This window comes from Alkaliphilus flagellatus, assembly GCF_018919215.1.
Taxonomy (GTDB): Bacteria; Bacillota; Clostridia; order Peptostreptococcales; family Natronincolaceae; genus Alkaliphilus_B; species Alkaliphilus_B flagellatus.
In genome coordinates this window covers 1-26222 of the sequence record NZ_JAHLQK010000006.1, presented here as the reverse complement: position 1 = coordinate 26222, position 26222 = coordinate 1, and the positions used below count along the sequence as shown (strand labels likewise).

At 30.6% G+C, this 26222-nt stretch carries 28 protein-coding genes and 2 tRNA genes; 4 read left to right on the top strand and 26 right to left on the bottom strand.

The annotated features are described in order from the left end of the window. Window positions 1–41: 41 nt before the first annotated feature. A complete protein-coding gene (yunB, locus tag KQI88_RS14665; protein ID WP_246579325.1) occupies window positions 42–722 on the bottom strand; it encodes a sporulation protein YunB in 681 nt (226 codons plus the stop codon). A 299-nt stretch (window positions 723–1021) separates the two neighbouring features. Here yunB and KQI88_RS14660 point away from each other — a divergent pair, with 299 nt between their 5' ends. Continuing rightward, window positions 1022–3604 (top strand): transglycosylase domain-containing protein, encoded by a 2583-nt coding sequence (locus KQI88_RS14660; protein WP_216418584.1) that lies wholly within the window; start codon window positions 1022–1024, stop codon window positions 3602–3604. A gap of 54 nt (window positions 3605–3658) precedes the next feature. On the opposite strand, the gene KQI88_RS14655 is transcribed toward KQI88_RS14660, so the two are convergent. From KQI88_RS14655 to KQI88_RS14585, 15 genes are all read right to left on the bottom strand, one after another. Further along, on the bottom strand, window positions 3659–4255 hold the full coding sequence (locus KQI88_RS14655) for a stage V sporulation protein AE (protein WP_216418582.1): 597 nt from the start codon (window positions 4253–4255) through the stop codon (window positions 3659–3661). An 11-nt stretch (window positions 4256–4266) separates the two neighbouring features. Beyond that, window positions 4267–4623, bottom strand: coding sequence for a stage V sporulation protein AE (gene spoVAE, locus KQI88_RS14650; protein ID WP_216418580.1), 357 nt, complete (start codon window positions 4621–4623; stop codon window positions 4267–4269). Between the two features lie 11 nt (window positions 4624–4634). Then, window positions 4635–5657 (bottom strand): stage V sporulation protein AD, encoded by a 1023-nt coding sequence (spoVAD, locus tag KQI88_RS14645; RefSeq protein ID WP_216418578.1) that lies wholly within the window; start codon window positions 5655–5657, stop codon window positions 4635–4637. 13 nt (window positions 5658–5670) lie between these two features. Continuing rightward, on the bottom strand, window positions 5671–6126 hold the full coding sequence (spoVAC, locus tag KQI88_RS14640) for a stage V sporulation protein AC (RefSeq protein WP_216418576.1): 456 nt from the start codon (window positions 6124–6126) through the stop codon (window positions 5671–5673). Between the two features lie 27 nt (window positions 6127–6153). Next, entirely contained in the window at window positions 6154–6312 is a 159-nt protein-coding gene (locus KQI88_RS14635) for a hypothetical protein (RefSeq protein ID WP_212377322.1), read from the bottom strand. 14 nt (window positions 6313–6326) lie between these two features. After that, entirely contained in the window at window positions 6327–6746 is a 420-nt protein-coding gene (locus KQI88_RS14630; protein WP_216418574.1) for a stage V sporulation protein AB, read from the bottom strand. 20 nt (window positions 6747–6766) lie between these two features. Further along, complete coding sequence (locus tag KQI88_RS14625; RefSeq protein WP_216418572.1) at window positions 6767–7378, bottom strand: stage V sporulation protein AA; 612 nt, start codon at window positions 7376–7378, stop codon at window positions 6767–6769. Between the two features lie 288 nt (window positions 7379–7666). Then, window positions 7667–8437, bottom strand: a complete 771-nt coding sequence (gene sigF / locus KQI88_RS14620) for an RNA polymerase sporulation sigma factor SigF (protein WP_216418570.1) — start codon at window positions 8435–8437, stop codon at window positions 7667–7669. A gap of 12 nt (window positions 8438–8449) precedes the next feature. After that, complete coding sequence (gene spoIIAB, locus KQI88_RS14615) at window positions 8450–8887, bottom strand: anti-sigma F factor (protein ID WP_216418568.1); 438 nt, start codon at window positions 8885–8887, stop codon at window positions 8450–8452. Between the two features lie 14 nt (window positions 8888–8901). Then, window positions 8902–9237, bottom strand: coding sequence for an anti-sigma F factor antagonist (spoIIAA, locus tag KQI88_RS14610; protein WP_216418566.1), 336 nt, complete (start codon window positions 9235–9237; stop codon window positions 8902–8904). A 286-nt stretch (window positions 9238–9523) separates the two neighbouring features. Then, window positions 9524–10081 (bottom strand): DNA-3-methyladenine glycosylase I, encoded by a 558-nt coding sequence (locus KQI88_RS14605; RefSeq protein WP_216418565.1) that lies wholly within the window; start codon window positions 10079–10081, stop codon window positions 9524–9526. Window positions 10082–10106: 25 nt separating this feature from the next. Next, a complete protein-coding gene (locus KQI88_RS14600; RefSeq protein WP_330656245.1) occupies window positions 10107–10898 on the bottom strand; it encodes a DUF3221 domain-containing protein in 792 nt (263 codons plus the stop codon). 177 nt (window positions 10899–11075) lie between these two features. Beyond that, window positions 11076–11813, bottom strand: a complete 738-nt coding sequence (locus KQI88_RS14595) for a hypothetical protein (RefSeq protein WP_216418563.1) — start codon at window positions 11811–11813, stop codon at window positions 11076–11078. A gap of 218 nt (window positions 11814–12031) precedes the next feature. Next, entirely contained in the window at window positions 12032–12544 is a 513-nt protein-coding gene (locus KQI88_RS14590; RefSeq protein ID WP_216418561.1) for a GNAT family N-acetyltransferase, read from the bottom strand. A 29-nt stretch (window positions 12545–12573) separates the two neighbouring features. After that, entirely contained in the window at window positions 12574–12918 is a 345-nt protein-coding gene (locus tag KQI88_RS14585; protein ID WP_216418559.1) for a phage holin family protein, read from the bottom strand. A gap of 103 nt (window positions 12919–13021) precedes the next feature. Here KQI88_RS14585 and KQI88_RS14580 point away from each other — a divergent pair, with 103 nt between their 5' ends. Beyond that, complete coding sequence (locus tag KQI88_RS14580) at window positions 13022–13519, top strand: MogA/MoaB family molybdenum cofactor biosynthesis protein (protein ID WP_216418557.1); 498 nt, start codon at window positions 13022–13024, stop codon at window positions 13517–13519. 64 nt (window positions 13520–13583) lie between these two features. Here KQI88_RS14580 and moaC read toward each other — a convergent pair whose 3' ends face one another. From moaC to KQI88_RS14550, 6 genes are all read right to left on the bottom strand, one after another. Continuing rightward, window positions 13584–14063: a cyclic pyranopterin monophosphate synthase MoaC gene (moaC, locus tag KQI88_RS14575; protein WP_216418556.1), complete on the bottom strand. Its 480-nt coding sequence runs from the start codon at window positions 14061–14063 to the stop codon at window positions 13584–13586. 39 nt (window positions 14064–14102) lie between these two features. Then, window positions 14103–15281 (bottom strand): tRNA uracil 4-sulfurtransferase ThiI, encoded by a 1179-nt coding sequence (thiI, locus tag KQI88_RS14570; protein ID WP_216418553.1) that lies wholly within the window; start codon window positions 15279–15281, stop codon window positions 14103–14105. Window positions 15282–15288: 7 nt separating this feature from the next. Further along, window positions 15289–16446 carry a cysteine desulfurase family protein gene (locus tag KQI88_RS14565; protein WP_216418551.1) on the bottom strand — a complete coding sequence of 386 codons (1158 nt, stop codon included), beginning with the start codon at window positions 16444–16446 and terminating at the stop codon, window positions 15289–15291. Between the two features lie 240 nt (window positions 16447–16686). Next, entirely contained in the window at window positions 16687–18030 is a 1344-nt protein-coding gene (locus tag KQI88_RS14560; RefSeq protein WP_216418550.1) for a cyclic 2,3-diphosphoglycerate synthase, read from the bottom strand. Window positions 18031–18096: 66 nt separating this feature from the next. Beyond that, entirely contained in the window at window positions 18097–18915 is an 819-nt protein-coding gene (locus tag KQI88_RS14555; protein WP_216418548.1) for a transporter substrate-binding domain-containing protein, read from the bottom strand. 176 nt (window positions 18916–19091) lie between these two features. After that, a complete protein-coding gene (locus KQI88_RS14550) occupies window positions 19092–19703 on the bottom strand; it encodes a lactate utilization protein (protein ID WP_216418546.1) in 612 nt (203 codons plus the stop codon). A gap of 362 nt (window positions 19704–20065) precedes the next feature. On the opposite strand from KQI88_RS14550, the gene KQI88_RS14545 reads away from it, so the two are divergent. Beyond that, window positions 20066–21058 (top strand): asparaginase, encoded by a 993-nt coding sequence (locus KQI88_RS14545; protein WP_216418544.1) that lies wholly within the window; start codon window positions 20066–20068, stop codon window positions 21056–21058. 56 nt (window positions 21059–21114) lie between these two features. On the opposite strand, the gene KQI88_RS14540 is transcribed toward KQI88_RS14545, so the two are convergent. Together KQI88_RS14540 and KQI88_RS14535 are read right to left on the bottom strand one after the other, a co-directional pair. Further along, window positions 21115–23151: an ATP-dependent helicase gene (locus KQI88_RS14540; RefSeq protein WP_216418542.1), complete on the bottom strand. Its 2037-nt coding sequence runs from the start codon at window positions 23149–23151 to the stop codon at window positions 21115–21117. 67 nt (window positions 23152–23218) lie between these two features. After that, window positions 23219–24628, bottom strand: a complete 1410-nt coding sequence (locus KQI88_RS14535) for an S-layer homology domain-containing protein (protein ID WP_216418540.1) — start codon at window positions 24626–24628, stop codon at window positions 23219–23221. Between the two features lie 183 nt (window positions 24629–24811). Between KQI88_RS14535 and KQI88_RS14530 the strand changes: the two genes are divergently transcribed. Beyond that, complete coding sequence (locus KQI88_RS14530; RefSeq protein ID WP_216418539.1) at window positions 24812–25846, top strand: ribonuclease H-like domain-containing protein; 1035 nt, start codon at window positions 24812–24814, stop codon at window positions 25844–25846. A 97-nt stretch (window positions 25847–25943) separates the two neighbouring features. Here the strand turns inward: KQI88_RS14530 and KQI88_RS14525 are convergent. Further along, window positions 25944–26019, bottom strand: a tRNA-Phe gene (locus tag KQI88_RS14525). A 29-nt stretch (window positions 26020–26048) separates the two neighbouring features. Further along, window positions 26049–26125 (bottom strand) — tRNA-Ile (locus tag KQI88_RS14520). Window positions 26126–26222: the final 97 nt, after the last annotated feature.

The window sequence follows — 26222 nt, the reverse complement described above, 5'->3', positions numbered from 1 at the left end:
TTATCTATCAACATTATATCCTATAATTGGAATATATAACACTATTGTTCGTATATAGGTGTTACATCTAGAAATTGATCTTTTGGAACATTTATATAGTTCATCGGAACCTTTCCAACAATAACTGTTTCTGCCACTGGAAAATAAGTTGTTACATGTATAGTATTAGAACTAAATGGCACTATTACTCTAACACTGGTATTAATAACCAAATAAATTCTATGTCTTGTCTGATTTATGCCAGATTGTTCGAATTCTGTTCCAAAATTTACATCAACCATTCCTAATGGGGTTACAGTAAGCTTTATTTTAGGACCATATTGGGCTAAAAGTTGACTTCCCAAAGCATTACCTAAGGGTATTCGATCAGAAGTTGTTTTTATTTGTTTAAGATGGTCTTGAATAGTCAAAGCTACATCTGAAGCTACTTTGTTCATCAAAAAAGTATTAGCTTGCATCATAGTTATGTTACCTTCATCATCTTCTTTTACAGAAATCAAATCTTGATACTGTATATCTTGTTTTAATACTAAACTTACAGATTCATTAATAGCTCTTGTAGTGATTTCCTGTGCTTTTAATTCTCCAATAGCTTGTACAGTAGGGGTAATTTCTCTATCTATGTATAAAAAACACATAGTTAGTATTATAACAATTAGAATTAGGATAGTTATGATTTTAAACTTTAAATATTTTTTCTTACCTAATTTAATAATGCTCAAGGACATCACCCCTATGCTATTATATGTACTTACATTATATAATGATCACAACTATATTGCTATTATTTGATTCTAGAACAACAGACTTATTCTGCTTATCTTAATACAAATATTTTTTTATTATATAACAAAGCTTGGAGAATAAAGATACAATGTATACTTTACATAAAGTATGATATAATTGTAATGTTAATGCCTATATGCTATATTTATATAATAGCATTATTAGTAATATGGTATAATATCTTTGATCTATTCTCCTAAACCTATTAGATTCACTCTTTATGGAGGTGTTAAACATGTCAGATAAAAAACTAAGCAGACAAACTGACAAAGACAATAATAAAAAAAGAAAGCTAAGTATTTTTAGAGTAATATTAGTTACAATGATATTAATTGGTTTTATTGGTGCTGGTGCTGTAGCAGGAATTGTAATGAGCATCATTAAAAACACGGAGCCTATTGATGCTTCAAATATATACGAAATGCTCGATGAGAGCTCCTTTATTTTAGATTCTGAGGGCCAAGTAATTGAAAAAATAGAATCTAACAAATTTAGAGTTGTAGTAGATTATTCTGAAATGCCTGAGCATTTAACGAGTGCTTTTGTTTCAATTGAAGATGAGCGTTTTTGGACTCACAAAGGAGTAGATATAAAGCGTATTTTTGGTGCACTTTGGACAAACCTTCGTACAGGTTCTAGACAAGGTGCCAGTACAATTAACCAACAGTTAGCTGTAAACCTATATTTAAGTCGTTCCGATAAAAGCTATAGCAGAAAAATCAAAGATGCTTATTATGGTATTATGCTAAACAAACAGCTATCAAAGGAACAAATTTTAGAAGCATATCTAAATACTATTTATTTAGGAAGTGGAGCACATGGTGTACAGGCAGCTGCCCAAGTGTATTTTTCTAAGGATGCTAAAGATTTAACCCTTGCAGAATCTGCATTAATTGCTGGAATAACAAAATATCCTTCAAGAAATACACCAATTATCACATTGAAAAAAGAAGATGTACAAGAGCATCATGTTGTATTAGATGATTCAGATCCAGTATATACTGTAATAATGAATGATAAAATTGATGAGTATGTTATTAGTAGACAAAAATTAGTACTCAATGCAATGAAAAGATTAGGATATATTACAGAAACTGAGTATAACCAAGCATTAGAAGAAGATGTTAAATCTCACTTAAAACCTAATCGGCAAATATCCGAAAATATCTCTTCATTTTTTGGAGATTTGGTAAAAAAAGATGTTATACAGGCATTAAAAGATAGTGGCTACTCAGAAGATGAAGCTATTGATATGCTTTATTCTGGTGGTCTTAGAATTAATAGTACTTTAGATACAAGAATTCAAAAAATATTAGATGAAGAATATGCTAATTCAAGTAACTTTCCTAAAATAAATAATGCAGATAGAGCAAAGCTATTGGCCAAAGAAGGCTTTACTGAAGATTCTGAAAAAAATATAAGAGATAACGAAGGCCAAATTCAGCCTCAATCTGCTATGGTTATTAGTGATCATCAAACTGGAGAAATTAAGGCTATTGTTGGTGGACGTATGACCTCTGGTCAAAGAATACTTAACAGAGCTTTGACTCCTAGACAGCCTGGATCATCCATTAAACCAATAGCAGTATATGCTCCAGCTATTGAGCATGGTTTTACTGCTGGAAGTATAGTAGATGATATTCCTCACTACTTTAATAAATCTACACCTAATACACCTTGGCCTAGAAACTTTGATAAAAGCTATCGTGGATTAATTACTCTACGTGAAGGTGTGGAACGTTCTGGTAACATATTTGCAGTTAAGCTAGCAAGTATGCTTAGTGGTGATCAAAATTCTTCAATAAATACTATGCTAGATTCTATGAAAAATATGGGTATAACTACAGTTCATACTAGAGAAAACCCATTAACTATTAATGGTAAAAAATATACTGATGAAACATTGGCTACTGCTTTAGGTGGTATGACTAGAGGTGTTAGTCCATTAGAAATGAATACTGCCTTCAATGTATTAGCTAATAAAGGACTTTACACTAGTCCAACTACCTTTACTACAGTACATGATAGACACGGAAATCTTATTTTAGAAAATAAGCCTCAGCAGCATAGAGTAATAACAGAACAATCCGCATATATTGTAACTGATATGCTTCGTGGAGTTGTTTCATCTCCTAGAGGTACTGGTAAAGGAGCTAATATTGGAAGTATGCCTGTAGCTGGTAAAACTGGTACAACAGATAGTCAAAAAGATGCATGGTTTGTAGGTTATACTCCTTATTATTCAGCATCTGTTTGGATTGGATCTGATCAACCTGTAAAATTAACTTCAGGTAGTCCCGCTGCTGCATCTTTATGGAGCAAAGTTATGAAAAGAGTTCATGAGGGTCACTCGGTTAAGGACTTCGAAATGCCAAGTGATATAGTAAGAGTTAATATATGTACTATTTCTGGTAAACTTCCTACAGAACTTTGCGCACTAGACCCTAGAGGTAGTACAGTTAAATCTGAGATATTTATTAAGGGTACTCAGCCTACTGGGAAATGTGATGTTCATGTACTTGCGGATATTCACGTACCATCTGGCAAGTTAGCTACAGATTTAACTCCACCTTGGCAAGTACAATCTAAGGTATTTGTACAAAGACCAATTCCTTATTATCCAGCAGAACATGGTGGTATTACACCATTAGACTATATTTACGAACTTCCTAGTGGATACTATGACCCATTAGTAGATGGATTAGGCATCCCTTTTCCAGGTGGTTCTCCAGATGGAACAGAAACTGAGGGAGGACCTAATGAAGGAGAAATAGAAGATATAGATGATGATACTATAGATTCCCTAGATAATAATTAATCTTTTTAAAATTACTATTCAAAATAAATTAAATAAAAAAGGTTATAGATTAAACTAATGTCTATAACCTTTTTTATTTTGAGTAGAGTTTCTAGTAATTATCTCTTCTAATGCTTTTGTAATTATAGGAGCTCCTATTTCGCTTACATCCTTTCCTTCCATCTTCCCAATATCACCTACTCCAATAACAATAGGAACATTACAATTATTAATAATATCTACTGTATCCCCATATAGTACTTTTTTATCGCTTATATTTCCATGCTTGTCTACAGGAGCATTAATCATGTTACCATTATTATCTATAGAGTAATCTACTCTTACTCCTCTCACTCCTTTAGTGTTTGAAGCTACGGCAACAATTCCAAGTACTTCTATTTCAGGATGATTTATAATTTCAAACATAGCTTGCTCGCCTTTACCTATACCAGTGTTTCCTCTATCATCAACCATAACTACTACTGGATCATTTTTAGCTTGTTTTACTAGCTCAACTATTTCGGAAGATGTAATAGGGGTAGGATTACCTCCCGATCTTGAGATACATCTTCCCCCTATATTTGAAACTGCTATTTCTAATGTCTTTTGAGCACAAGAATCTCCATCTGTTACTAATATAATTTTTCTTTTTTCTGTATTCGTATTATTCATTTTTCCACATCCTATGGTTTGGTTTTTGGAGTAAATAGTACTGCCATTAAATACCCGAAAACTATGGCGGCTGTAATTCCTCCAGCAGTAGACGATATTCCTCCAGTAAAGGCGCCTAATATGCCATGTTCATCAACCCCTTTCATTGCTCCTTTAGCTAAGGAATATCCAAAACCTGGAATTGGAACTGTTGCTCCCGCACAACCAAATTTTACTATAGGTTCATATAAGCCAATAGCACCCAGCACAACTCCTAATGTTACAAATAAAACTAAAACATGTGCAGGTGTAAGCTTTGTTTTATTAATTATAATTTGTCCAATTACACAAATTATTCCACCTACTATAAATGCATTTACATACTGCATATTATCATCTCCTAATTTACTAATTTGCTTTCTATTGTAACTGCATGAGCTATACTGGGAATAGATTCTCCTTGTAATGTACTTGTAGGTGATAGCAATGCTCCTGTAGAAATTAGTAATATTTTATTTAAGTTTTTTGACTTTAATTGATCATATAAATATCCACAAAACACTACAGCAGAGCAACCACATCCACTACCACCTGAATGGGTATCTTGTTTTTCATTATCAAATACTTCTATTCCACAATCCTTTAAAACCTTTGATAGATCGTAGCCTTCTTTTTCTAATAGCTCTAATGCTATTTGGTGACCAATTTTTCCTAAATCACCTGTAATAATAAGATCATAGTCGTCTGGTTTAAATCCTGTATCAGCTAAATGCATTCTTATAGTATCTACTGCTGCTGGAGCCATAGCTGCACCCATATTTGTTGCATCTTTAATACCAAAGTCTATTACTTTCCCTGTTGTAACATAAGTAATGTATGGACCTTCACCTTTTGCTGATAATATTGCAGATCCAGAACCTGTTACTGTCCACTGTGACGTTACCGGACGTTGATTTCCAGACTCTAATGGAAATCTATACTGTCTTTCTGCAGCAGAAAAATGGCTTGATGTTGTTGCCACTACATTGTCTGCATATCCTCCATCTATTATCATAGATGCTAAGCTAAGAGATTCTGTCATAGTAGAACAGGCTCCATATAGTCCAAAGAAAGGAATTTGCAAATCTCTAGCAGCAAATGATGTTGACATAAGTTGATTAAGTAAATCTCCACCAAACATATATTCCATATCTGTCATATTTAATCTAGCTTTACTTAAGGCAGACTTTACTGATTCTTTAGTTAACTTACTTTCAGCTTTTTCCCAACTATCTTCTCCAAATAAATCATCATCTAATATTGTATCGAAGTATTGTGCCAGAGGACCCTCTCCTTCTTTAGGACCTACAACTGTACCTGTAGAAATAATTGATGGAGGATTTAATAACCTTATAGTTTGACTTCCTAGTTTTTTTATAGCCATAATTAATTCCCTCCTATTTTTTAAAAATATAGTATAAAATGCCAACTATTACTGAAGAGCCTATTCCATATACTAGTACTGGACCTGCTAAAACAAACATCTTTGCTGCAACTCCCATTATAAATCCTTCTCGTTTAAATTCCATTGCAGGAGCAACTATAGAGTTCGCAAATCCTGTAATTGGAATAAGAGACCCTGCTCCTGCTCTTTTACCAATAATATCGTATATACCTATCCCCGTTAAAAATGCTCCAATAAAAACCATTATTAAAGTAGTTATATCACTTACATCTAAATGAGAGTACTTATAGTGTGATTCTATTACACGATGGATTACTTCTCCTATTGTACATATAGCTCCCCCAACCAAAAAAGCCCATATGCAATTTTTAAGTAAATGAGGCTTTGGAATTTTTGTATCTACATAATTTTGATAAGCCTTATTTTTATTCGCTTGATTTTTTGACATTCATATCACTCCATATTTAGTATTTATCTATCTTAGCTGATTTAATATATATTTATCTGTTAGCTTTTCTATATTTACAGTTATATTTTTATCTTCAAATTGATGGATAATTTTTTTATCCTCTATATTTTCAAATTTGTGTATATCAAATTGATTTGGTAAATAATATGATTTATATTTATTCATGTGTAATTTCCTCTCTATTTAAATTTAAAATATAGCGTCCAATTTAACAATGATCCTAATACTTTTCCAAGTATTAATGAATAAACTATATATATTATATATCCATCTAATCTAAATCTTCTTATTAATACAGGCATGACATTTAATACTTCGGCTAATGCAGATGCTAGTAGCCCAATAAATATACCCATACTAAATCCAACAATTATCACTGTGAACTTTCCTAAATTTATTCCAACACCTGTAAGAGAAGTAATCGATGCCAAAACAGCAGCACCTACAATTACACTTTCATAAAGTTTAATATTATTATAGGTTTTTGTTAATTGAGCTAGTCTTGGAATAATATCTAAAAGTGAAAGTAAGGCAACAATCCCACTTCCTACAATAATCCCATTTGAAAATCCTAACAGAGGTACAATTGTATATTTCATCTTTATCACCTTTATCACCTCTAGCGCTGTTCACTATTGTTGTTTTTTATATATTCATCTACGCTTTGTTGATAAGAATATATCTCCATTTCAAGTGGGGTAGGTTCATTATTGATTTTTTTCTTAAATATATGATTGAAGAACACTGCCATTCCTACTCCTATTCCTAAAGAATATGGTATTTGCAGTAATAATGGTCTATCAGTTTCTACACCTGTAATTATCTTATATATAACAGTATGGGCCGTTTTCATATCCACATCAGAGTGAAAATTAATAATAGCCGTAATAGATCCTATAAATAGCAACAAACATACTACTAAAACTCTCAATTTTTTGTATTTATCTGTATTTATATTATCATCTTGAAAGCTAATTAAAATATCAGTTTCACCTATAACCACTAAGTCAACATCAGATATATTTTCTTTTATAAAGGTTATAAGTGATATAACTGAAATTAAAATGTTACTATTGTCTTTTATGTTAACTGGATAACTTAAATTTTCTAATTTTTTCTTTATTTCCTTGTCGGCAGAAATTTCTACTAAATCTTTTAATACAACAGATTGGCTCTTTGGAAGTGAAACCTTTCCATTTACTCTCAAAAAAACTTGATTATTATTACTCATTTGTCCTACTCCTTAAAATGCTGGTATGATTCAAAACTAAATCTGCTTTTTCAGGTATTTTATTGATATTATTACTTGTAAAAATGTACCATGCACTAAAGGAAAGTACTAAAATAAGTGTTATAAAAAATATGTTTTTATATTTTCTTAATATATATGTCATATTCTCACCATCCTTCACATTTATTATTTGCTATTTTCATTTTTTAATTCCTTTATTATGTTCTATACTTATTAGCTAAATAATTACTGTGGATATTTTATTTAAATAAAAAAGAAGACTTATATTTAAGCCTTCTTCATTAAATCTTTCATATTTTGCAATACTTTTTTTTCGATTCTTGAAACTTGAACCTGAGAAATACCTAAAACTTGAGCAATTTCGGTTTGTGTTTGATCTTTAAAATATCTTAAAAATATAATTTGTCTTTCTCTTGGTTCTAATTTTGCAATAGCTTCTTGAAGCATTATCCTATCAATTACCTCACTATCCTCTAAACTATCAGTTTCACTAATTTTATCTATAAGATGTATTGGTGAACCATCATCGTGATGAATAACATCATATAAATACTCTGGATGTGCACTGGAATCTAATGCCATTACAATTTCTTCCTTTGTTACATCCATGTCATCAGCAATTTCCTGTAAAGTCGGTTCCCTACCTTGTTCCTTTTGCAATCTCTCCTTTGTCATTTTAACCCTAGCTGCTGTCTGCTTTAGAGATCTGGATACTTTAATTATTCCATCATCCCTTAAAAATCGTTTTATCTCTCCAATAATCATAGGTACTGCATAGGTAGAAAATCTTACATCAAAACTGATATCAAACTTTTTGATTGCTTTAATTAATCCGATACAGCCCAATTGAAATAAATCTTCTCTATCATATCCCCTATTAGCAAAACGCCTTATTACACTTCTAACTAGTCCTAAATTATGACTTACTAATGTTTCTTGAGCTTGTAAGCTTCCTTTTTGTGCCTCTAATATTAATTCTATAGTTTTTTCGTGCTCCAATATTTCAACTTGTTCCCCTGAGAATGCTGGAAAATTCATTTTATCTACCCCTTACTCTACATTCAGGCTTTTGAACTTTTTTACCATTCTTATTGTTGTTCCCTTTTCTAGCTCAGAATATACTTCAATTTCGTCCATAAAGGTTTCCATCACAGTAAAGCCCATACCTGAACGCTCTAGTTGTGGTTTAGAAGTAAAAAGAGGTTCTCTTGCTTGTTCAACATTATCAATCCCATGTCCCTTATCTTCTATAATAATCTCTAACTCATTACCATTTATTCTACATGTTACAGTAACCATACCCATGTTACTCTCATATCCATGAATAATAGCATTGGTTACTGCTTCGGAAACAGCAGTTTTTATATCTGTAATTTCTTCTATTGTAGGATCTAACTGTGAGGCAAAAGCAGCCACTACTACTCTAGCAAAAGCCTCGTTTTGAGATTTGCTGTCAAATTCTATTTTCATATAGTTTTTGTATTCCATCTAATTACACTCCTTTACATACAATTAAGGGCTTCGCTTTTGTTGTTATGCTTACTTATAATGTTGTATAAACCTGCTAGACTAAATATTTTATCTATCTGATCAGTTACATGGATAACCGATACTTTTCCCCCTAGTTTAGATATATTCTTATATCGTCCAATAATAACCCCTATTCCAGAGCTATCCATAAATCCCATGCCACTTAGATCAAAAACTAGGTTTTTAATCCTATGTTGACTAATTGTATCATCTAGATCTGTTCTAATGTTTTCAGCAACATGATGATCCAATTCACCATCAAATTTAACAATTAGTATGTTGTCTACCATTTCATATTGTAATTGCAACTTTTACCCCTCCTATTTACGTGATATATACTATTTCTATAAATGTAGGACAAGTCCTTCAGTGAAAAAACACTTGTTTTGTAACATTTTGAAAGTTATATTTAATATAAAATAAAAAAAAAGTCGTATGATGCTATCGCATCGACTCCTGTCGTACTTAAAATTTATTCTAAATTTTCAAGTACTCAAAGTATTACTGATTTTATACGTCTTTAGAAACTATCAACAATTTAAAGATTATTTCTTCTAAAATAAAAAATCGACTATATTTGTCGATTTTTTTATTTTATATATCATTATATCTAAAACAATCTTTAATATGATCATTTACCAATCCTGCCGCCTGTAAATAGGAATAAATTATTGTTGAGCCTACAAATCTAAAACCACGTTTTTTTAAGTCCTTACTTATTTTACTTGACAGATCTGTATTAGCAGGTACTTGTGAAATATTATCCCATTCATTTTTTATTGTTTCATTATTTATAAAGCCCCATAAGTAATTATTAAAGCTTCCAAACTCCTTTTGAATTTCTAAAAATCTTTGTGCATTATTAACTGAAGCTTCAATTTTTCTACGATTTCTAATAATTCCTGGGTTATTTATTAATTCATTAATTTTTTCTTCATCATATTTAGCTACCTTTACGGGATCAAAGTTATCATACGCTTTTCTATAATTATCTCTCTTTCTTAAGATAGTAATCCAGCTTAAACCTGCCTGGGCTGACTCTAAAACTAAAAACTCAAAATGTTTATTATCATCATGAACAGGAACACCCCATTCCTCATCATGATATTTTATATATAGTTCATCATTTTCACACCAAGAGCATCTTTTCATGTGTATTTCTCCTTAATTTTTTAAATTATTTCACTTTAACTTCAAAGTCTATTTTTAATGTTACTTTTTCTGTTTGTTCTTCAGTCAAAGCAAAATCTGTATATGCAGTAAAAGAGTATTCTCCTTTAGGTAATTTTAGCTCTTTTTCTGAATAGTAGTGTTTCCAGAAATCAGCTTTGGGATCATCCCCACTAAATCCTCCACTCTTTGAAAATGGTATAGTATATATTTCACCTTTGTTTAAAACTGTTTGCTTTAGTAAATCTTCAGTTATACCCTCATTAAAATATTCTTGTCCATTATAAATCGTATAATGAAAATATGGCTCTCCTGACCATATAGTAATGTTGTCTTTTTCCCCAATATATTCTATAGTTGAATACATGCTTATTTCTTCATTTTCTTTAAGCTCTAATTTATTAATATATGTTTTTACTAGAAAATTCTCATCTTCTGTAGTAAAAATATTATAATCTAATATTTTAACCTGATGGCAAGTATTAATTTGTGCAGGATAACTTTCAGCAATCCTACCATCGTAAAATACTTCAACTTTACTCCCAACTTCAATGTTATCTACAATTGTCTGTTCATTTTGAGATTTTAACAGAGTTTCATCTCCTATAGATACCATAATTTTATCAGCAGAACTAAGTTCAGAAGAGCCTTCAACAGGTTCTACTAACAAGTAGGATTGATTATTTTCAAGTACAGTTGCAATAAATGAAACCTCATTATCCTTTTCTGAATTACTACATCCTGCTACAATCGTAAATATCATTATTATACCTATAATCAAAATTAAAGATTTCTTCACAATAAATTCACTCTCCTAATAATTCTCTTTTATTCTTAGACGATGAACTTTTTAAGTTGTTCCACTTAAGATAGATTAATTTCTCTATAATACAATGTATCCTAAATTGCTAGTGGCATCTCTATGTAAAAATAAATTTTTAACTCTTTAAGCCAAGTAGAAGAAACTAAGCAGCTATTATATAGGTAATATTGTAATAATATATCCACCAGCAATTAAGCTTACAATATTTGCAATAAAAACATATGCCGCTTTCTTCGATTTTGAATGCTCCTTTACAAATATGGGAAATAGTATCATCTCAGTAATAAATATAATTATCTCAGCAAGTATCAATGAAAAAATCATATAACTACTGCTAGGATCAAATCCATTAATCCAAATATTTAATGCACCTTGCGTAATTAAATTTATAATAATAAAAGCTATCCAGGACTCTTTGTTTCTAAAACCAAATTTCCAGAATACAATTCCTTCTATTATAAGTGTCAAAATTATACGCATAGCAACTAATAAAATTGATCTCGATAGTAATTTTCCTGGAGTCAATATCTGAGCATCTAAATCTAATGTATATATATTATTATATGATGCTACAGGTTTCTCTAAAGCTATTTCATAGCTGATATCTCCTGTACTAATTGTAAATATATAGTCGATATCCTTGTGCCTAGAAGCCATCTTAATCTGGCTATTATAGAAAGTATAGTGAGTTTCAATTAATTTATTTATTTCTCTGCCTTTTATTACATTATCTCCAGTTCTAGCACTTACTTCCAAGTCATTAGGGGCATTTGGAACGATAATTAATATAGATGGTGGTTCAGCTGAATTTCCATAGCTAGTATTAGGTATCAATATTGATATAATGAGAGTCAGAAATATTATAATATATATTTTATTTTCCTTGAACATATTAATTTCCAGCCTCCTTTTCTTCCTTTAATTAACTTAACTGATCCCATATTGCTTTAACATAATCTTCTATCTATTTATCTTATATCCTGCTTTTTATCAAAATATTCCCAAATATTCTTTGCAATTCTTCTATAAGGTTATAATAAAAAGACATTGATAAAAACCAATGCCTTTTTAAACAGAAAAATATTATTCAATTATATAAATTTATGTAACTAGCTATCATATCCCTTAGCTAAATCAACTAAGGCTTCATCACAAACTCTATATACTGTCCATTCATCCATTGGAATAGCACTCATACTTTTATAGAACTGAATTGATGGCTCATTCCAATCAAGACACCACCATTCTAATCTTCCACAACCTCTTTCAATGGCAAGCTTTCCTAGGAATGATAACATTAGCTTTCCTATTCCCTTTCCTCGCATTTCAGGTTTTACATATAAATCTTCTAAGTAAATTCCTGATCGACCTAAAAATGTTGAGAAGTTATGAAAAAACAATGCAAAACTTACAGATTTATTTTCATATTCACCAATAACAACTTCTGCTGATTTTTGTTTAAATAAGGAATCCATTAATATTTCTTCCGTTGCAACCACTTCATGTAATAACTTTTCATAATCAGCCAATTCTTTAATAAACTGCAAAATTAAAGGAACGTCCTTTTCATTTCCAAATCTTAGCTTAAATTTATCTAGTTTTGTATCAATTATATTTTCCACGTTTCTCCCTCGCTATACTTTAACTTTTGTTATTTTTTAACTCCTGTTAAGCTTGTTAATATCATATTAACTATACTAATAAGTACAGATGCAACAACCGCTGCAAAGATATTTTTCACTTCAAAGCCTCCAACAATGCTGGATGTTATCATTAATGTAATACCATTAATAATGAATGTAAATAATCCTAAGGTCATTATGTTAATTGGTAAAGTGAGAATTACTAAAATAGGTTTAATAATTGTATTTACAATACCTAAAATAGCTGCGGCGACTAAAGTTGCCTTAAAGCTTGATGCAGTAACCCCTAAAGATAAATTAGCTATTATATAAATCGAAATAGCACTTATAAACCATCTTGCTAAAAACCTCATTCTACTCACCTCCATTTCTATGTTATACTTATATTATATGATAACTAATATAGATACAACAATGTTTTACAAAAATATTATATATGAAGTGGAGGAGTACAATTTGATTACAGTTGGTATTATTACAGCTAGTGATAAAGGCTCTAAGGGAGAACGAACAGATAAAAGCGGTCCATTAATTGGTGAAATGCTTGAACCTATTGGAGGAGTTGTAAGGGAATATATGATTGTTCCTGATGAAAGAGAGAAGTTAGCTGAAGGATTAATTTATATGTGTGATGAAGCAAAGCTTGATATTATTTTTACAACTGGTGGTACAGGATTTTCCCCTAGGGATGTTACCCCTGAAGCAACCTTAGATGTTGTGGAGAGATTAACCCCTGGCATTTCAGAAGCTATTAGAATGAAAAGCCTTAGTGTTACTCCTAAGGCCATGCTTTCTAGAGCTGTATCAGGAATAAGAAAACAAACTTTAATAATCAACTTACCTGGTAGCCCAAAGGGAGTAAAGGAATGTTTAGAGGTTATTTTACCTGTACTTTCTCATGGCATTGGCATTTTAAAAGGCACAGATAGTGAATGTGGACACGATGTAAAATAATTATATATTTTACAAAAACCTAGGATAATTGCCTATACATAGACATATACCCTAGGTTTTAGTTTTAGTCCTCTATAATAAAGTCTCCAGATTTGCCACCTGTTTTCCTAACTAGCCTTACATCTGTTAATTTCATTTTTTTATCTATAGCTTTACACATATCATAAATTGTCAACCCAGTTACAGACACAGCGGTTAATGCCTCAATTTCTACACCAGTTTTTCCAGTTGTTCTAACTACAGCTTCAATATCTATTTTATTATTTTCCTCATCTATATGAAAATTGATATCTGCACCAGTTAAAATAATATTATGGCACATTGGGATAAGATCACTTGTTTTCTTAGCAGCCATTATACCAGCTACTTGCGAAACAGCTAAAACATCGCCTTTTTTTATATCATAATCTATAATTCTCTTTAATGTTTCAGGCATCATATATACACTGCCTTTAGCTACAGCTTCTCTTTTAGTATTCAGTTTATCCCCTACTTCAACCATTTTAGCTCTTCCTTCTTCATTAAAATGAGTCAATGAATCCATAAAAATTCTCCTCCCTTTTAGCTGTTGTCTATATATTTTTTAATCTTCTATAGTAATTATTTCTACTTCCATATCTTCTATTGCTGCATTAATAAGCTCTTCTACATCTAATTTGCTTTCAGATTTAACAATTTTATCTAATTTAGGCTGTGTAACTGGATGCTTTGGAAGAAATACAGTACAGCAATCTTCAAATGGTAGTATTGATGTTTCGTATGTTCCAATTTTATGTGCTAAATCAATAATATCTACCTTGTCCATAGCTATTAAAGGTCTAAATACTGGCATTTCAACAGATTCATTAGTTACATAAAGACTCTTTACAGTTTGACTTGCCACTTGTCCAATGCTTTCTCCTGTTACTAGGGCATCACAGTTGTTTGCTACTCCTACTCTCTCTGCTATTTTCATCATAAACCTTCTTGAAAGAATAGTCATTTCTTCCTCTGGGCATTTCTCATTTATTTCTTTTTGAATAGGTAATAAATTTATAGAATATAACTTAAACTTACCACAATAGCTAGAAAGTATTTTTGCAAGATCTATTACCTTTTCCTTGGCCCTGTCACTGGTGAAAGGGTAACTATGGAAGTGAATTGCTTCTATATCTACTCCTCTTTTTCCAACAAGCCAACCTGCCACTGGGCTGTCTATTCCTCCCGAAAGAAGTAGTAGAGCCTTACCATTAGTTCCTAGAGGCAATCCTCCAAAACCATTGATTTTATTGCTGAAAACAAAGGCTTTATCTCTTACTTCTACTTGAATACTCACATCAGGATTATGTACATCAACGGATATATTCTCTATATTTTCAAGTAAGTATCCTCCTACTTCTCTGCTAATCTCTAAAGACTGCATAGGAAAGCTCTTATCCCCTCTTTTACTTTCTACTTTAAATGTTTTAATATTATTGTTTTCAGATATTCTATCCTTAAGCTCATCAAGTGCTATTTCTTTAATTTTATCCATATCTACTTCAAATCTTTTGGCAACGCTAAGGGAAACAACACCGAATACTCTTTTAGCTCTATCCGTAATATCATTTACATTGTAGTTTTCTACATCTATATAAATCCGACTATGTGCTTTATATACCCTAAGTTTTCCTAAATCTGACAATGCATGCCGAATTTGACTTACTAATTTATCTTCAAAAAATCTTTTGTTTTTTCCCTTTAGCATTATTTCTCCATAACGAATTACTACTACATTTTCCACTATATAATCACCTCTTAATAATTCTTTTCAAGTTAATAAAATGTTCCTTCGTCTTTTCTATTGCATAATCTATTTCGCTTTTGGTAGTTATATAAGACAAGCTAAATCTAAGTGCGCTATCAATTAAGTCATCTTTCATATTTATTGCTTCTAGCACATGGCTATATCCTTTTCTTTTAGATGAACAAGCAGAACCAGACGACACATAAATCCCATCTTGCTCTAAGCTATGGAGCATAATTTCACTTCTAACTCCAGGAAAACAAACATTAATAATATGTGGTGCAAAATTATCATTCTTTTCAGATGTTATATGTATACCTTCAACTTGACTTTTAAATGTATCTATAAAGTAATTTCTAAGTTTCTTTAAGTGTTCGATGTTCTTATCCTGATCTTCCATAGATAATTTAACAGCCTCACCTAATCCATATATACCTGGTACATTTTCAGTTCCTGAACGAATACCCATTTCCTGACTTCCACCAGTTAATATTGGATTAATTTTAGTTCCTTTTTTAATATATAAGGCGCCTATTCCCTTTGGCCCATGAATCTTATGTCCGCTTATTGAAAAACTATCAATCTTAATATCCTTTATGTTAAACTTAATTTTTCCAAAAGCCTGTACTCCATCTACATGAAATAATGTTTTGGGATTTATACTTTTAATAATTTTACTCATTTCTTCTATTGGCTGAATACTTCCAATTTCATTGTTAACATACATTATACTAACCAAAATTGTGCTATTATTAATTGCATCTTTTAACTGTTCAGTAGATATAAATCCTTTTTCATCTACATCTAAATATGTAACTTTAAAATCTTTTTTTTCTAACTCATTAAATGTGTTTAAAACAGATTTATGCTCTATTTTCGAAGTAATAATATGGTTACCACTTCTTTTATAAGCATCAGTTATTCCTCTAATAGCTAAATTATTTGCTTCTGTACCACTAGAGGTGAAAATTATCTCCTGATCTGTACAGCCTAATGCTTTAGCCACTATTCTTCTTATTCTTTTTATTTCCTTTTCTACTTCTACTCCTTTTTTGTGTAAAGATGAAGGATTAGCATATTGCTCCTCCAATGATTTTAATATGCTTTCTACTACTTCTTTTCTTGGTTTTGTAGTAGCTGCATTATCTAAGTAAACTTCCATAATTTCACCCTCATTTTCATATTACAGGTATTATAATATCTAAATAATGCTTTTTTGTAAAGCTTTCATTAACCTACTTTAGTATTTCCCGTATTTCAGTAAAACAACCAATGTAGCATTAATCGAGCAAACTCTATTTATCTGCTCTGCTAGGTCTACATAAATTTAAAATCTCCCCTTAGATTGTTATCCAATGAGGAGATTTTTAAATCAGTTTGCACAAGAATATTTATACGCTCTCTATTTTCCAAGTTTATAATCTTTGATAAAGTCATTTAATATTGATTTAAGATTTGGACTTCCCACTTCTTCTAGTTCGTAATGTACACGTGTATAAGGCTTATTAATATTAATAACTCTACTTAAATCAATTGGTGTACCTATAATAATAGAATCGCTATCAGCTTTATTGATTGTTTCTTCAAGGTCTTTTAATTGTTGTTCACCATAACCCATTGCAGGAAGAAGTGTGCCAATATGTGTATAGCTATTAAAGGTTTCAATTAGTTTTCCTACTGCATATGGACGAGGGTCTGTTAATTCTTTTGCTTCAAATCTTTGTGCTGCAATTATTCCAGCCCCCAGTTTCATTTCTCCATGAGTTAAAGTAGGACCATCTTCAACAACCAAGACTCGTTTTCCCTTAATTATATCTGGATTATCTACAGTAATCTTAGATTCTGCTTTAATAATAGTAGCATTTGGATTAATACGTTTAATATTTTCTTCCACTTGCTTTATTGCCCTTGGATCAGCACTATCGATTTTATTAATAATTGCTATATCTGAAGTTCTTAGACTAACTTCTCCTGCGTAATAGTTTAATTCGTGCCCTGGGCGGTGTGGATCTAACACTACAACTGATAAATCAGATTGGTAAAACGAAAAATCATTATTTCCTCCATCCCATATAATGACATCGCAGCCATCAGGATCATTTTCAGCTGCTCTTAAAATATTTTCATAATCTACACCAGCATAAATAATGTTTCCACGTTCAACATGGGGTTCATATTCTTCCATTTCCTCAACAGTACAATTATGCTTCTCTAAATCTTCTACGGTAGCAAATCTTTGTATTCTTTGTGTAGCTAAATCACCATACGGCATTGGATGTCTAACTGCAACTACTTTAAGATTATGTTCCATCAATATCTCAATAATTTTACGTGATGTTTGGCTCTTTCCACAACCTGTTCGAACAGCACAAATTGATATTACAGGTTTGCTACTTTTTAGCATGGTGTTTTTAGAACCAAGAAGCGTAAAGTCAGCACCTTCTGCATTAACAATTGCACTTATACCCATTACATCTTCATATTTTACATCACTATATGCAAAAACACATTCATCTACTTGAAATTCTTTAATTAATTCACCTAATCGATCTTGAGAATATATTGGAATTCCTTCAGGATACATACTCCCTGCTAGTTCAGTAGGATATCTTCGATTGTCGATATCAGGTATTTGAGCTGCTGTAAAAGCTACAACTCTATAATTACCATTGTTACGGTAATATGTATTGAAGTTATGAAAATCTCGCCCTGCTGCTCCTATAATAATAATATTTTTTCTATGCATTTCAATCACTCCCTGTATAATATGTTTAGTTCTCCATAACTCAAAGTTTTATATTCTATCTCTCTATTATAAGTCATCTACAATTTTTGTAGCTTCTGTTATAAATTTCTCTATATCTCCATTGCTCATTAGAGTATCCAATGTTTTATTTATTTCATCGAGTAAATCAGTATTTTCCTTTTTAACTGCAACTGCTGATCCGCCTTCTGCATCTTCGAATGTAATATCCATTAACATTAAGTCTTTGTTGCGATATGTATATGCAGCAGCTACTGGCTTTTCTATAACTAAGCCATCAATTTTATTATTTTTTACTTCAAGGATTAAATCTGGTATCTTTGCTAATGATTTTAATTGGATATCTGCTATCTCTGTTTTTGCAACTTCCTCTTGTACAGTAGCTTTCTGAGCTCCTATTTTTTTACCGGTTAAATCATTTAATGTATTAAATACATCTTTATTATCCACATTAATAATTACTCCATGAATAGCTTTATAGTATACTTTAGAAAAGTTCACGGCCTTGGCTCTCTCAGCAGTTGGAGTCATACCAGCTATTACAAAATCAACTTTATCTGCATTTAATGCTAATAATAATCCGTCAAAATCCATATCTTTTATTTCAAGCTCTACACCTAAGCTTTTTGCAATCTTCTTTGCAATGTCAATATCAAACCCCACAATTTCATCTTTACCGTTAATTTCCTTATGAAACTCATATGGAGGATAGTACGCATTAGTACCAACAACTATCTTTCCAGTTTTTTTAATTTTATCTAGCTTAGATAAAGTCTCCTCTGTATTATTACCAGCGACACCGTTAGTACAGGCAGTAAATAAAGTAACTACTCCTAAAATAATAGCTATTTTCGAAAACTTCTTCATTTTAATTCCTCCTTGATTAACTAATTAATAACTATACATTTATTTGTATAATTATCCTATGTGAGATATTATACATTTTTAAGTATAAATATGCAATAGTTTTTAAAAAATTAATTATTGATATATTATTCTTCTATTATTGCAAAAAAAAGAAAGGTTATTTAACCTTTCTTCTCTTAGAATCCTAATTCTTCTCCTACAATATAAACATTCAAATCTACTTCCTCAGGCTTTCCACTAATAATAGTAGTTACATTACACATTCTATCTGGACTTTGACAGTCATTACATTGGCCAGTTGCTGCACAAGGTGTTCTACGATTTAATCTTGTAGCATTCTTAGTACAGGCTTGAGCTTTAATACGATCGATGCCTGAAATTAAATCTGAGCAGATTTTATTTACACCACACACAACTATAACTTTTTTAGGTCCATAGAACATACTAGCAACTCTATTTCCAACTCCATCTATATTTATTAGTTCTCCATCTTCAGTTAGTGCATTTGTACTAGTTAAATATACATCTGCTATAGACGCCTTTTTTCTTACATCTGACATTTGTGCTGGCTCAACTAGCCAATGCCAATAGATAGTATTACCAGATTTTATTAAATCTTCATGTAGCTTCATTTCTTTTACAGTCATTGACCCTCCAATACCGACAGTCATATTTGATTTTACTTCTTCTAAAATTATATTTCTAGCATCTTCCTTTGTTTCAAAATATTTAGCCTTTATTTTTCTTTTCTCTAAATTTTTTAAAACCTTTTCAATTACCTGATCCATATCATTACCCCCTAATTAAATAGAAATGTATACAATTCTATTATATACCAATTTCTATATAAGCAAAATTACTATATAGACAAAATAACAAAAAGTTTTTGTCAAACCATTGACCTTTTTGTCGTAATTTGTTACAATGAGTATGTGGTTATCCCCCTGGTAACCTCGATAATATAATCTCTATTCCCAATACCCCTTTTGAACGGAAATCACGTCTTATGGACGTGAAGTCAGGTCTCGTGGACCTGGCTTTTTTTTCTGCAAATTTATATTTTGATATTTTCAAATTCTGTCCATATATTATATAATGATATTGCAGTATTCAATTAATTTTTGAATAATTAAATATAAGGAGGTTTATCATGCGTAAGCCTAAAGTTGTAATAATATTTACTGGTGGTACAATTTCAATGACAGTAGATCCACGGATTGGAGCTGCTATACCTTCTTTATCAAGTGAAGAGATTATGTCATTGGTTACAAACATTGATAAATATGCAGAAACAGAATCAATTACATTTTCTAAACTCCCTGGTCCACATATAGATATTCAATTAATGATGGATCTACAAAAACTAGTAGTTAAAAACTTGGAAAGAGATGATGTAGATGGTGTTATAATTACTCATGGAACTGATACTTTAGAAGAAACCGCTTACTTGTTAGATCTAACAATTAATTCTTCAAAGTGTGTAGTCGTGGTAGGGGCAATGAGAAATAGCTCAGAGCTTGGCTACGATGGTCCTAGTAACTTAGCCGCTGCTGTTTGTACAGCAATTTCACATGATTCTAAAAATAAAGGTGTACTTGTCGTAATGAACAATGAGGTTAATGCAGCTAGTGAAGCTACTAAAAGTAATACATTAAGTCTAGATACATTTAAATCCTTAGAATTTGGTCCTCTTGGGATCGTGGACAATGATGAGGTAATCTATCATAGACAAATTATAAATCGTCAACATATCCCTACTCAATCCGTTGAAACAAAAGTAGATTTAATCAAGTGCGTTGCTGGCATGGATTCTAGATTCCTTAAGTATTCTGTTGATACTGGTGCTAGGGGTATAGTTATTGAAGCTTTAGGAAGAGGTAATGTACCTCCAACTATGCTAGATGGTATTGAATATGCAATTAAAAATAATGTTGCTATTGTAATGGTGTCACGCTGTCCTACTGGTAGGGTTCTTGATACATATGGCTATGAGGGAGCTGGAAGAACTCTCCGAAATATGGGTGTAATATTAGGTGGAGATCTACCAGGCCAAAAAGCTAGAATTAAACTTATGCTAGCTCTAACTGTAACTGAAGATTTAAATACATTAAAGGGAATAATCGAAAATAATCAATATAAATAGCAAGAAGACCTTGACAGTGAGTTTACAAACAACTCCTACCATCAAGGTCTTTTTCTTTAATAAATCAAATTATTTTCAAGACATGTAACAATATCTAATTCTTTAGTTTCATTATTGTTACAGAACCTTACTTTAATCATACTTTTATTAATACTTTCAATAAACCCTTTACCAAATACCCTATGAATAATCTCTTGACCTTTTTCTAATTTGCTTTTCTTTTCGTTTAAAATTTCCATCTCATTTATAAAACGTGATATTTCAGCTTTTTTATCATATTTATTTAGTGGTGCATAAATATATAAACGTTCCTTAGCTCTAGTTATGGCAACATAAAATAGCCTTCTTTCTTCCTCAATACTTTCCTCATCTTTGCTTTTACTGTGGGGGATAATATCTTCTACAGCTTCAACTATAATAACTACTTTAAATTCTAACCCTTTTGCACTATGCATCGTTAAAAGCTCTACTTGATTATCTTTATAAGAATAGTTTCGTTTATTATCATATAAAGATTCTTTAAATTCTTTTATATGATTAATAAATTGCATAATACTACTGTGCTTAGAAGATGTTTCCTCCAGTTCATCTAAAACTTCTATCAATCCATTAGTACTAATTTGTTTTTCTATAGAATAATTATAAATATACTCATCATATCCAATTTCTTTTCTAATATAGCTAATCGCCTTTCTTGTTTCTAAATGACTAAGAGTTTTCATATCTACTTCTAATCTATCTAAGTAAGAGATTTGATAAGGCATTAGGTTACCTTTAACCTTTAGGGACGTAATAAAATCCTTATGGTATCCGTCAGCTTCATTCATTGCCTTATTAGTTATATATCTTGTTGGACGATTAATAATCCTTTTTACTGCTTCTCTATCATTTATATCTAATGCTGACCTTAAATAGGCAACTAAGTCTTTAGCCATCCAATGCTCGTAAATATTATATATATTTTCTCTAGAAGCAAAGGGAATATTACTGTCCAATAAAGAGTCCACTATAGAGCTTGATAATATATTAGTCCTATATATTACTGCTATATCACTATAACTATAGCCTTCTTTAATTAAACTGTTTATCAAATCACTTAACTCTTTGTTCTCTAACTCTCGAGTTTTGGGTCTGAACAACTGTATGTCTACTCCAGGTTCCTTAGTAGATAGCATACTTTTTTTTATTCTTAAATCATTATTGCTTATAAGCTTATTGGCAGTACTAATTATATTCTCTTGGGATCTGTAGTTTAAGTTAAGTATAATTCTTATTGTATTTTTATAAATTTTATCAAATTCTAATATGAAATTTGGCTTAGCTCCCCTAAAGCTATAAATAGACTGATCATCATCTCCAACAACAAACAAGTTTTCCTTAGAACTAGATAACAATTTAATTATTTCAAATTGTACACTATTAATGTCTTGAAATTCATCTATTAATATATACTGGTACATATTTCGTATAGCTTGTAAGACTGTAGGTTGACTAATTAATAGCTCATAACATTTTGTAAGCATATCATCAAAGTCAATTTTATGGCAATCATTTTTATAATTCTCATAAGAAAGTACCACCCTATTGAAATCATCTTTAGACATTGAATTGGGAGAAAAATCATCTATATTTAATATATTACTTTTAAACAATCCGATATCTAATATTATATCTTTTATCAATTCATCATCTAATTTATTTCCAACTCCAAGGGTTCTTACAATGTTCTTAATTATACCAAACTTCTCTCCTTCATTTAAAATGTTACTTAAATCATATCGATAATAGGATCTCAAAATTCTAAAAAATACAGAATGAAAAGTTCCAAAATTAACATGTTGCTTTCCATGCAATAACCAATCATAACTCGATTCAAACCGTAATCTCATTTCATCCGCTGCTGCCTTTGTAAAAGATATTACTAAAATTTTATTAGGATCTACTTTATAATGTTGGATTAAGTAACCTACTCTATGAGTAATTACTGTTGTTTTTCCAGACCCTGGTCCTGCATATACCATACAAGGACCATTGTAATGCTTAACTGCCTCTAACTGTTGTTTGTTTAACTCTTCTAAGTACTGCTCGATCATAACACACCTCAAAATTTATATTATAATAGTACTTATACTATTATAGCAAAACTTAAGTCAATTTAAATCATTTCACCATTAATTGCTTAATCATGCTGGTAAATAAAAAGTCACCTTTATCCTTATATATTCTATATTGACTATCTATCTTTAAATCATTCCATGATTTATTCAAATAATCTATAGCTACCTTAGTTCCACTATTTTTATAAACTAAGTAACCATTATTTAATATCAAGTGACTTTTTAGTTCAATATCTTTACTTAAATTCAACATTTCTTTATGTATTTCTAATGCTTTTTTATATTTATAATCATTTAAATACTGTTCAATTAATAATGTGCCTGCTAAAATTTTATCGTTATTGTCTTTTGTTGAGTAAAAATATTTCTCTAAAAACAAAATAAGTTCTTGAGGACTGACTATATTTTTGGCTATTTCCACTAATTCTACCATTCCATCAACATTATTTATTTTCTTTATACTTTCATAATGTTCAAATGCTTCTTTTATAAGTTCAACTTTTCTTTCCTTTACAAGATTTTTATCATAATACAATAAATAATAGTTTACACCTATTACATTATAGTAATCATCATTTTTTAACTGCCATAAGCTATCTATCGGGTTAGGATCATATAGATGTCTTTCAGAATATGGTATGTATCCAACAAAGGACAGGTAATCTAAAGTAGTAATAGCATTAATGAAATTTTTATCGAGATCAGGTTGATTTATATTATTAGCACCATATTCAAATAATGGTTTCTTTTTATTTAGATTGAATTTCTTTAAATCTCTCATACATAATTCATTGTTTTTTAAGTATTCTAACTCACCATATGCATTCTTAATAATTGTTGCTGCCTCAGCCCGTGTAATCTTTTGCCAAGGTCTAAATGTTCCATCATTATATCCTTTGACAATACCATTACTTGTTAATTCCATTATTTCCTTGTAAAAGCTCACATTACTAGTTAAATCCTTATAGCTCTTATTTAATACTTCAATAGGCGGTGGTATAATTAAGCTAGTTAACACTCCAGCCTCATAACGAGTAATAGGATCATTTGGTCTAAAATTATTTCCAGGGAAAATTGACTTTAAATCTACTTTTTGTCGAGCTTTATTTTCCAAGTAATATGCAAGTTCATAAATATCATCATATGCCCAAAAATTTTTATTTAAATCATCATAATCTAAATAAAATTTGATAGCTACATTAGTATTATTTGATTTTTGTATTTGTAACAGTCTATTTAATATAGACATGAATTCAGCACGTGTAATACTATTATCTGGCTTAAATGTACCATCTTTATAACCTTTAAATAAAGCCACATCATTAGTTGCCCATTCAATATAGGGCTCTCCCCAATGCTCTAAAATATCAATATAATATGTATATGCCATAGCCGTTTGAAAACTAGATAACAATATTAAAACTACTATTAATAACATAACAATTCTCTTCATAAAATCACCATCCTCAATATTGTAAAATATTCCATTATTAATATTATCATATAACCTCTACCAATAACATTACACCTATATTACATTTCTATTACCCATAAAAAAGTCTAAATATCATTTAGTTTTTGATTGACTTACTAGTTTTTGATATTATATTTAGTAAAGGAGAGTTAGGAGGTAATCATGAAAATTAAAACATTTGAAGTAGAGGATAGAACTATATTACCAAAGAACTTAGAAGAAATATTTAATACAACTGAGTATTGTGTAATAGATATTGAAACAACAGGACTTAGTAGAAAGTATCATCAAGTTATTTTGATTGGGATTTTATATAATGCAAATAATACTATTATATTAAAACAATTTTTTGCAGAAAATCCTAATGAGGAAATTAATATTTTACGAGAATTCTCTAATATTTTTAGAAATTTCCCCTATGTTATTACCTATAATGGCGCGACATTTGATATACCTTTTCTAAAAGAACGTTTTATATTTAATAAGTTAGAATGGAACTTTGATAATATTAAACATATTGATATACTACAGTGTCTTAGAAAAGAAAAAAAGCAACTTCCATTAGAAAATTTTAAACTAAAAACTGTTGAGCGTTTTGTAGGAATTAATAGAAAGGATACTATTAGCGGAAAAGATAGTGTGCTGCTATACAAGGAATATGTTAAAAACCCTTCACCTAGTGTTGAGAAAACAATATTACTTCATAATTATGAAGATATTTATTATTTAAATAAGCTACTTACTATTTTCGATAGTATTTCTATTGAAAAATACGACATTATAGGAAAAGAGATAATTGTAAATTATAATTCTAAAAAAATTAATTTCAATGTATATCCTAAAAATATATTAATTAAGAAAGGTTTTTTACATATAAAAGGACTTACTGAAAGCTTTAAAGATATACTAGATGTTATATATTATGGATCTAACTTTAATTTCGAATGGCATCCCTATAATGGCGAGTTCAATATTGAAATTCCATTATTTGAAGGTTATCTATCTACTGGAGAAAAATGTAGTTATATTAATTTGGAAAATTTTAATTTATCTAAATCACTATTTAATAAAAGTGATTATTATAGTGAAAAATACTTTATCAATAAGCTGATGATTTTAAAGCTTGGCGAGCATCTTAATATTCACTTAATAGGAGAACTGCTTTCTATTATTTTAAAATCTATATTCCTTAAATAATCTTCATTATAGTATACATCTAATATTTAAAATAATAAATATTAAATATAATAAGATAAATAAAAAGAACTGATATATAAAATATCAGTTCTTTTTTTGGTGCCCAGAGGCGGAATCGAACCACCGACACGGGGATTTTCAGTCCCCTGCTCTACCGACTGAGCTATCTGGGCTTGTTTTGTACTTTTTTGTACAATGAAAATGGTGGGCCTTCAGGGACTCGAACCCCGGACCTGCCGGTTATGAGCCGGACGCTCTGACCAACTGAGCTAAAGGCCCTCACTTTTATGAGTATATAATTGTACCTGGTCCGGGTGGAGGGATTCGAACCCCCGGCCCCATGGTCCCAAACCATGTGCGCTACCAAACTGCGCTA

What these genes read in the sequence shown, in the direction of transcription:
- KQI88_RS14660 (WP_216418584.1), top strand. Translation starts at nt 1,022, where the DNA reads ATGTCAGATAAAAAACTAAGCAGACAAACTGACAAAGACAATAATAAA.
- KQI88_RS14655 (WP_216418582.1), bottom strand. Translation starts at nt 4,255, where the DNA reads ATGAATAATACGAATACAGAAAAAAGAAAAATTATATTAGTAACAGAT.
- spoVAE (WP_216418580.1), bottom strand. Translation starts at nt 4,623, where the DNA reads ATGCAGTATGTAAATGCATTTATAGTAGGTGGAATAATTTGTGTAATT.
- spoVAD (WP_216418578.1), bottom strand. Translation starts at nt 5,657, where the DNA reads ATGGCTATAAAAAAACTAGGAAGTCAAACTATAAGGTTATTAAATCCT.
- spoVAC (WP_216418576.1), bottom strand. Translation starts at nt 6,126, where the DNA reads ATGTCAAAAAATCAAGCGAATAAAAATAAGGCTTATCAAAATTATGTA.
- KQI88_RS14635 (WP_212377322.1), bottom strand. Translation starts at nt 6,312, where the DNA reads ATGAATAAATATAAATCATATTATTTACCAAATCAATTTGATATACAC.
- KQI88_RS14630 (WP_216418574.1), bottom strand. Translation starts at nt 6,746, where the DNA reads ATGAAATATACAATTGTACCTCTGTTAGGATTTTCAAATGGGATTATT.
- KQI88_RS14625 (WP_216418572.1), bottom strand. Translation starts at nt 7,378, where the DNA reads ATGAGTAATAATAATCAAGTTTTTTTGAGAGTAAATGGAAAGGTTTCA.
- sigF (WP_216418570.1), bottom strand. Translation starts at nt 8,437, where the DNA reads ATGAATTTTCCAGCATTCTCAGGGGAACAAGTTGAAATATTGGAGCAC.
- spoIIAB (WP_216418568.1), bottom strand. Translation starts at nt 8,887, where the DNA reads ATGGAATACAAAAACTATATGAAAATAGAATTTGACAGCAAATCTCAA.
- KQI88_RS14605 (WP_216418565.1), bottom strand. Translation starts at nt 10,081, where the DNA reads ATGAAAAGATGCTCTTGGTGTGAAAATGATGAACTATATATAAAATAT.
- KQI88_RS14595 (WP_216418563.1), bottom strand. Translation starts at nt 11,813, where the DNA reads ATGTTCAAGGAAAATAAAATATATATTATAATATTTCTGACTCTCATT.
- KQI88_RS14585 (WP_216418559.1), bottom strand. Translation starts at nt 12,918, where the DNA reads ATGAGGTTTTTAGCAAGATGGTTTATAAGTGCTATTTCGATTTATATA.
- moaC (WP_216418556.1), bottom strand. Translation starts at nt 14,063, where the DNA reads ATGGATTCATTGACTCATTTTAATGAAGAAGGAAGAGCTAAAATGGTT.
- KQI88_RS14565 (WP_216418551.1), bottom strand. Translation starts at nt 16,446, where the DNA reads ATGGAAGTTTACTTAGATAATGCAGCTACTACAAAACCAAGAAAAGAA.
- KQI88_RS14560 (WP_216418550.1), bottom strand. Translation starts at nt 18,030, where the DNA reads ATGCATAGAAAAAATATTATTATTATAGGAGCAGCAGGGCGAGATTTT.
- KQI88_RS14555 (WP_216418548.1), bottom strand. Translation starts at nt 18,915, where the DNA reads ATGAAGAAGTTTTCGAAAATAGCTATTATTTTAGGAGTAGTTACTTTA.
- KQI88_RS14550 (WP_216418546.1), bottom strand. Translation starts at nt 19,703, where the DNA reads ATGGATCAGGTAATTGAAAAGGTTTTAAAAAATTTAGAGAAAAGAAAA.
- KQI88_RS14545 (WP_216418544.1), top strand. Translation starts at nt 20,066, where the DNA reads ATGCGTAAGCCTAAAGTTGTAATAATATTTACTGGTGGTACAATTTCA.
- KQI88_RS14540 (WP_216418542.1), bottom strand. Translation starts at nt 23,151, where the DNA reads ATGATCGAGCAGTACTTAGAAGAGTTAAACAAACAACAGTTAGAGGCA.
- KQI88_RS14535 (WP_216418540.1), bottom strand. Translation starts at nt 24,628, where the DNA reads ATGAAGAGAATTGTTATGTTATTAATAGTAGTTTTAATATTGTTATCT.
- KQI88_RS14530 (WP_216418539.1), top strand. Translation starts at nt 24,812, where the DNA reads ATGAAAATTAAAACATTTGAAGTAGAGGATAGAACTATATTACCAAAG.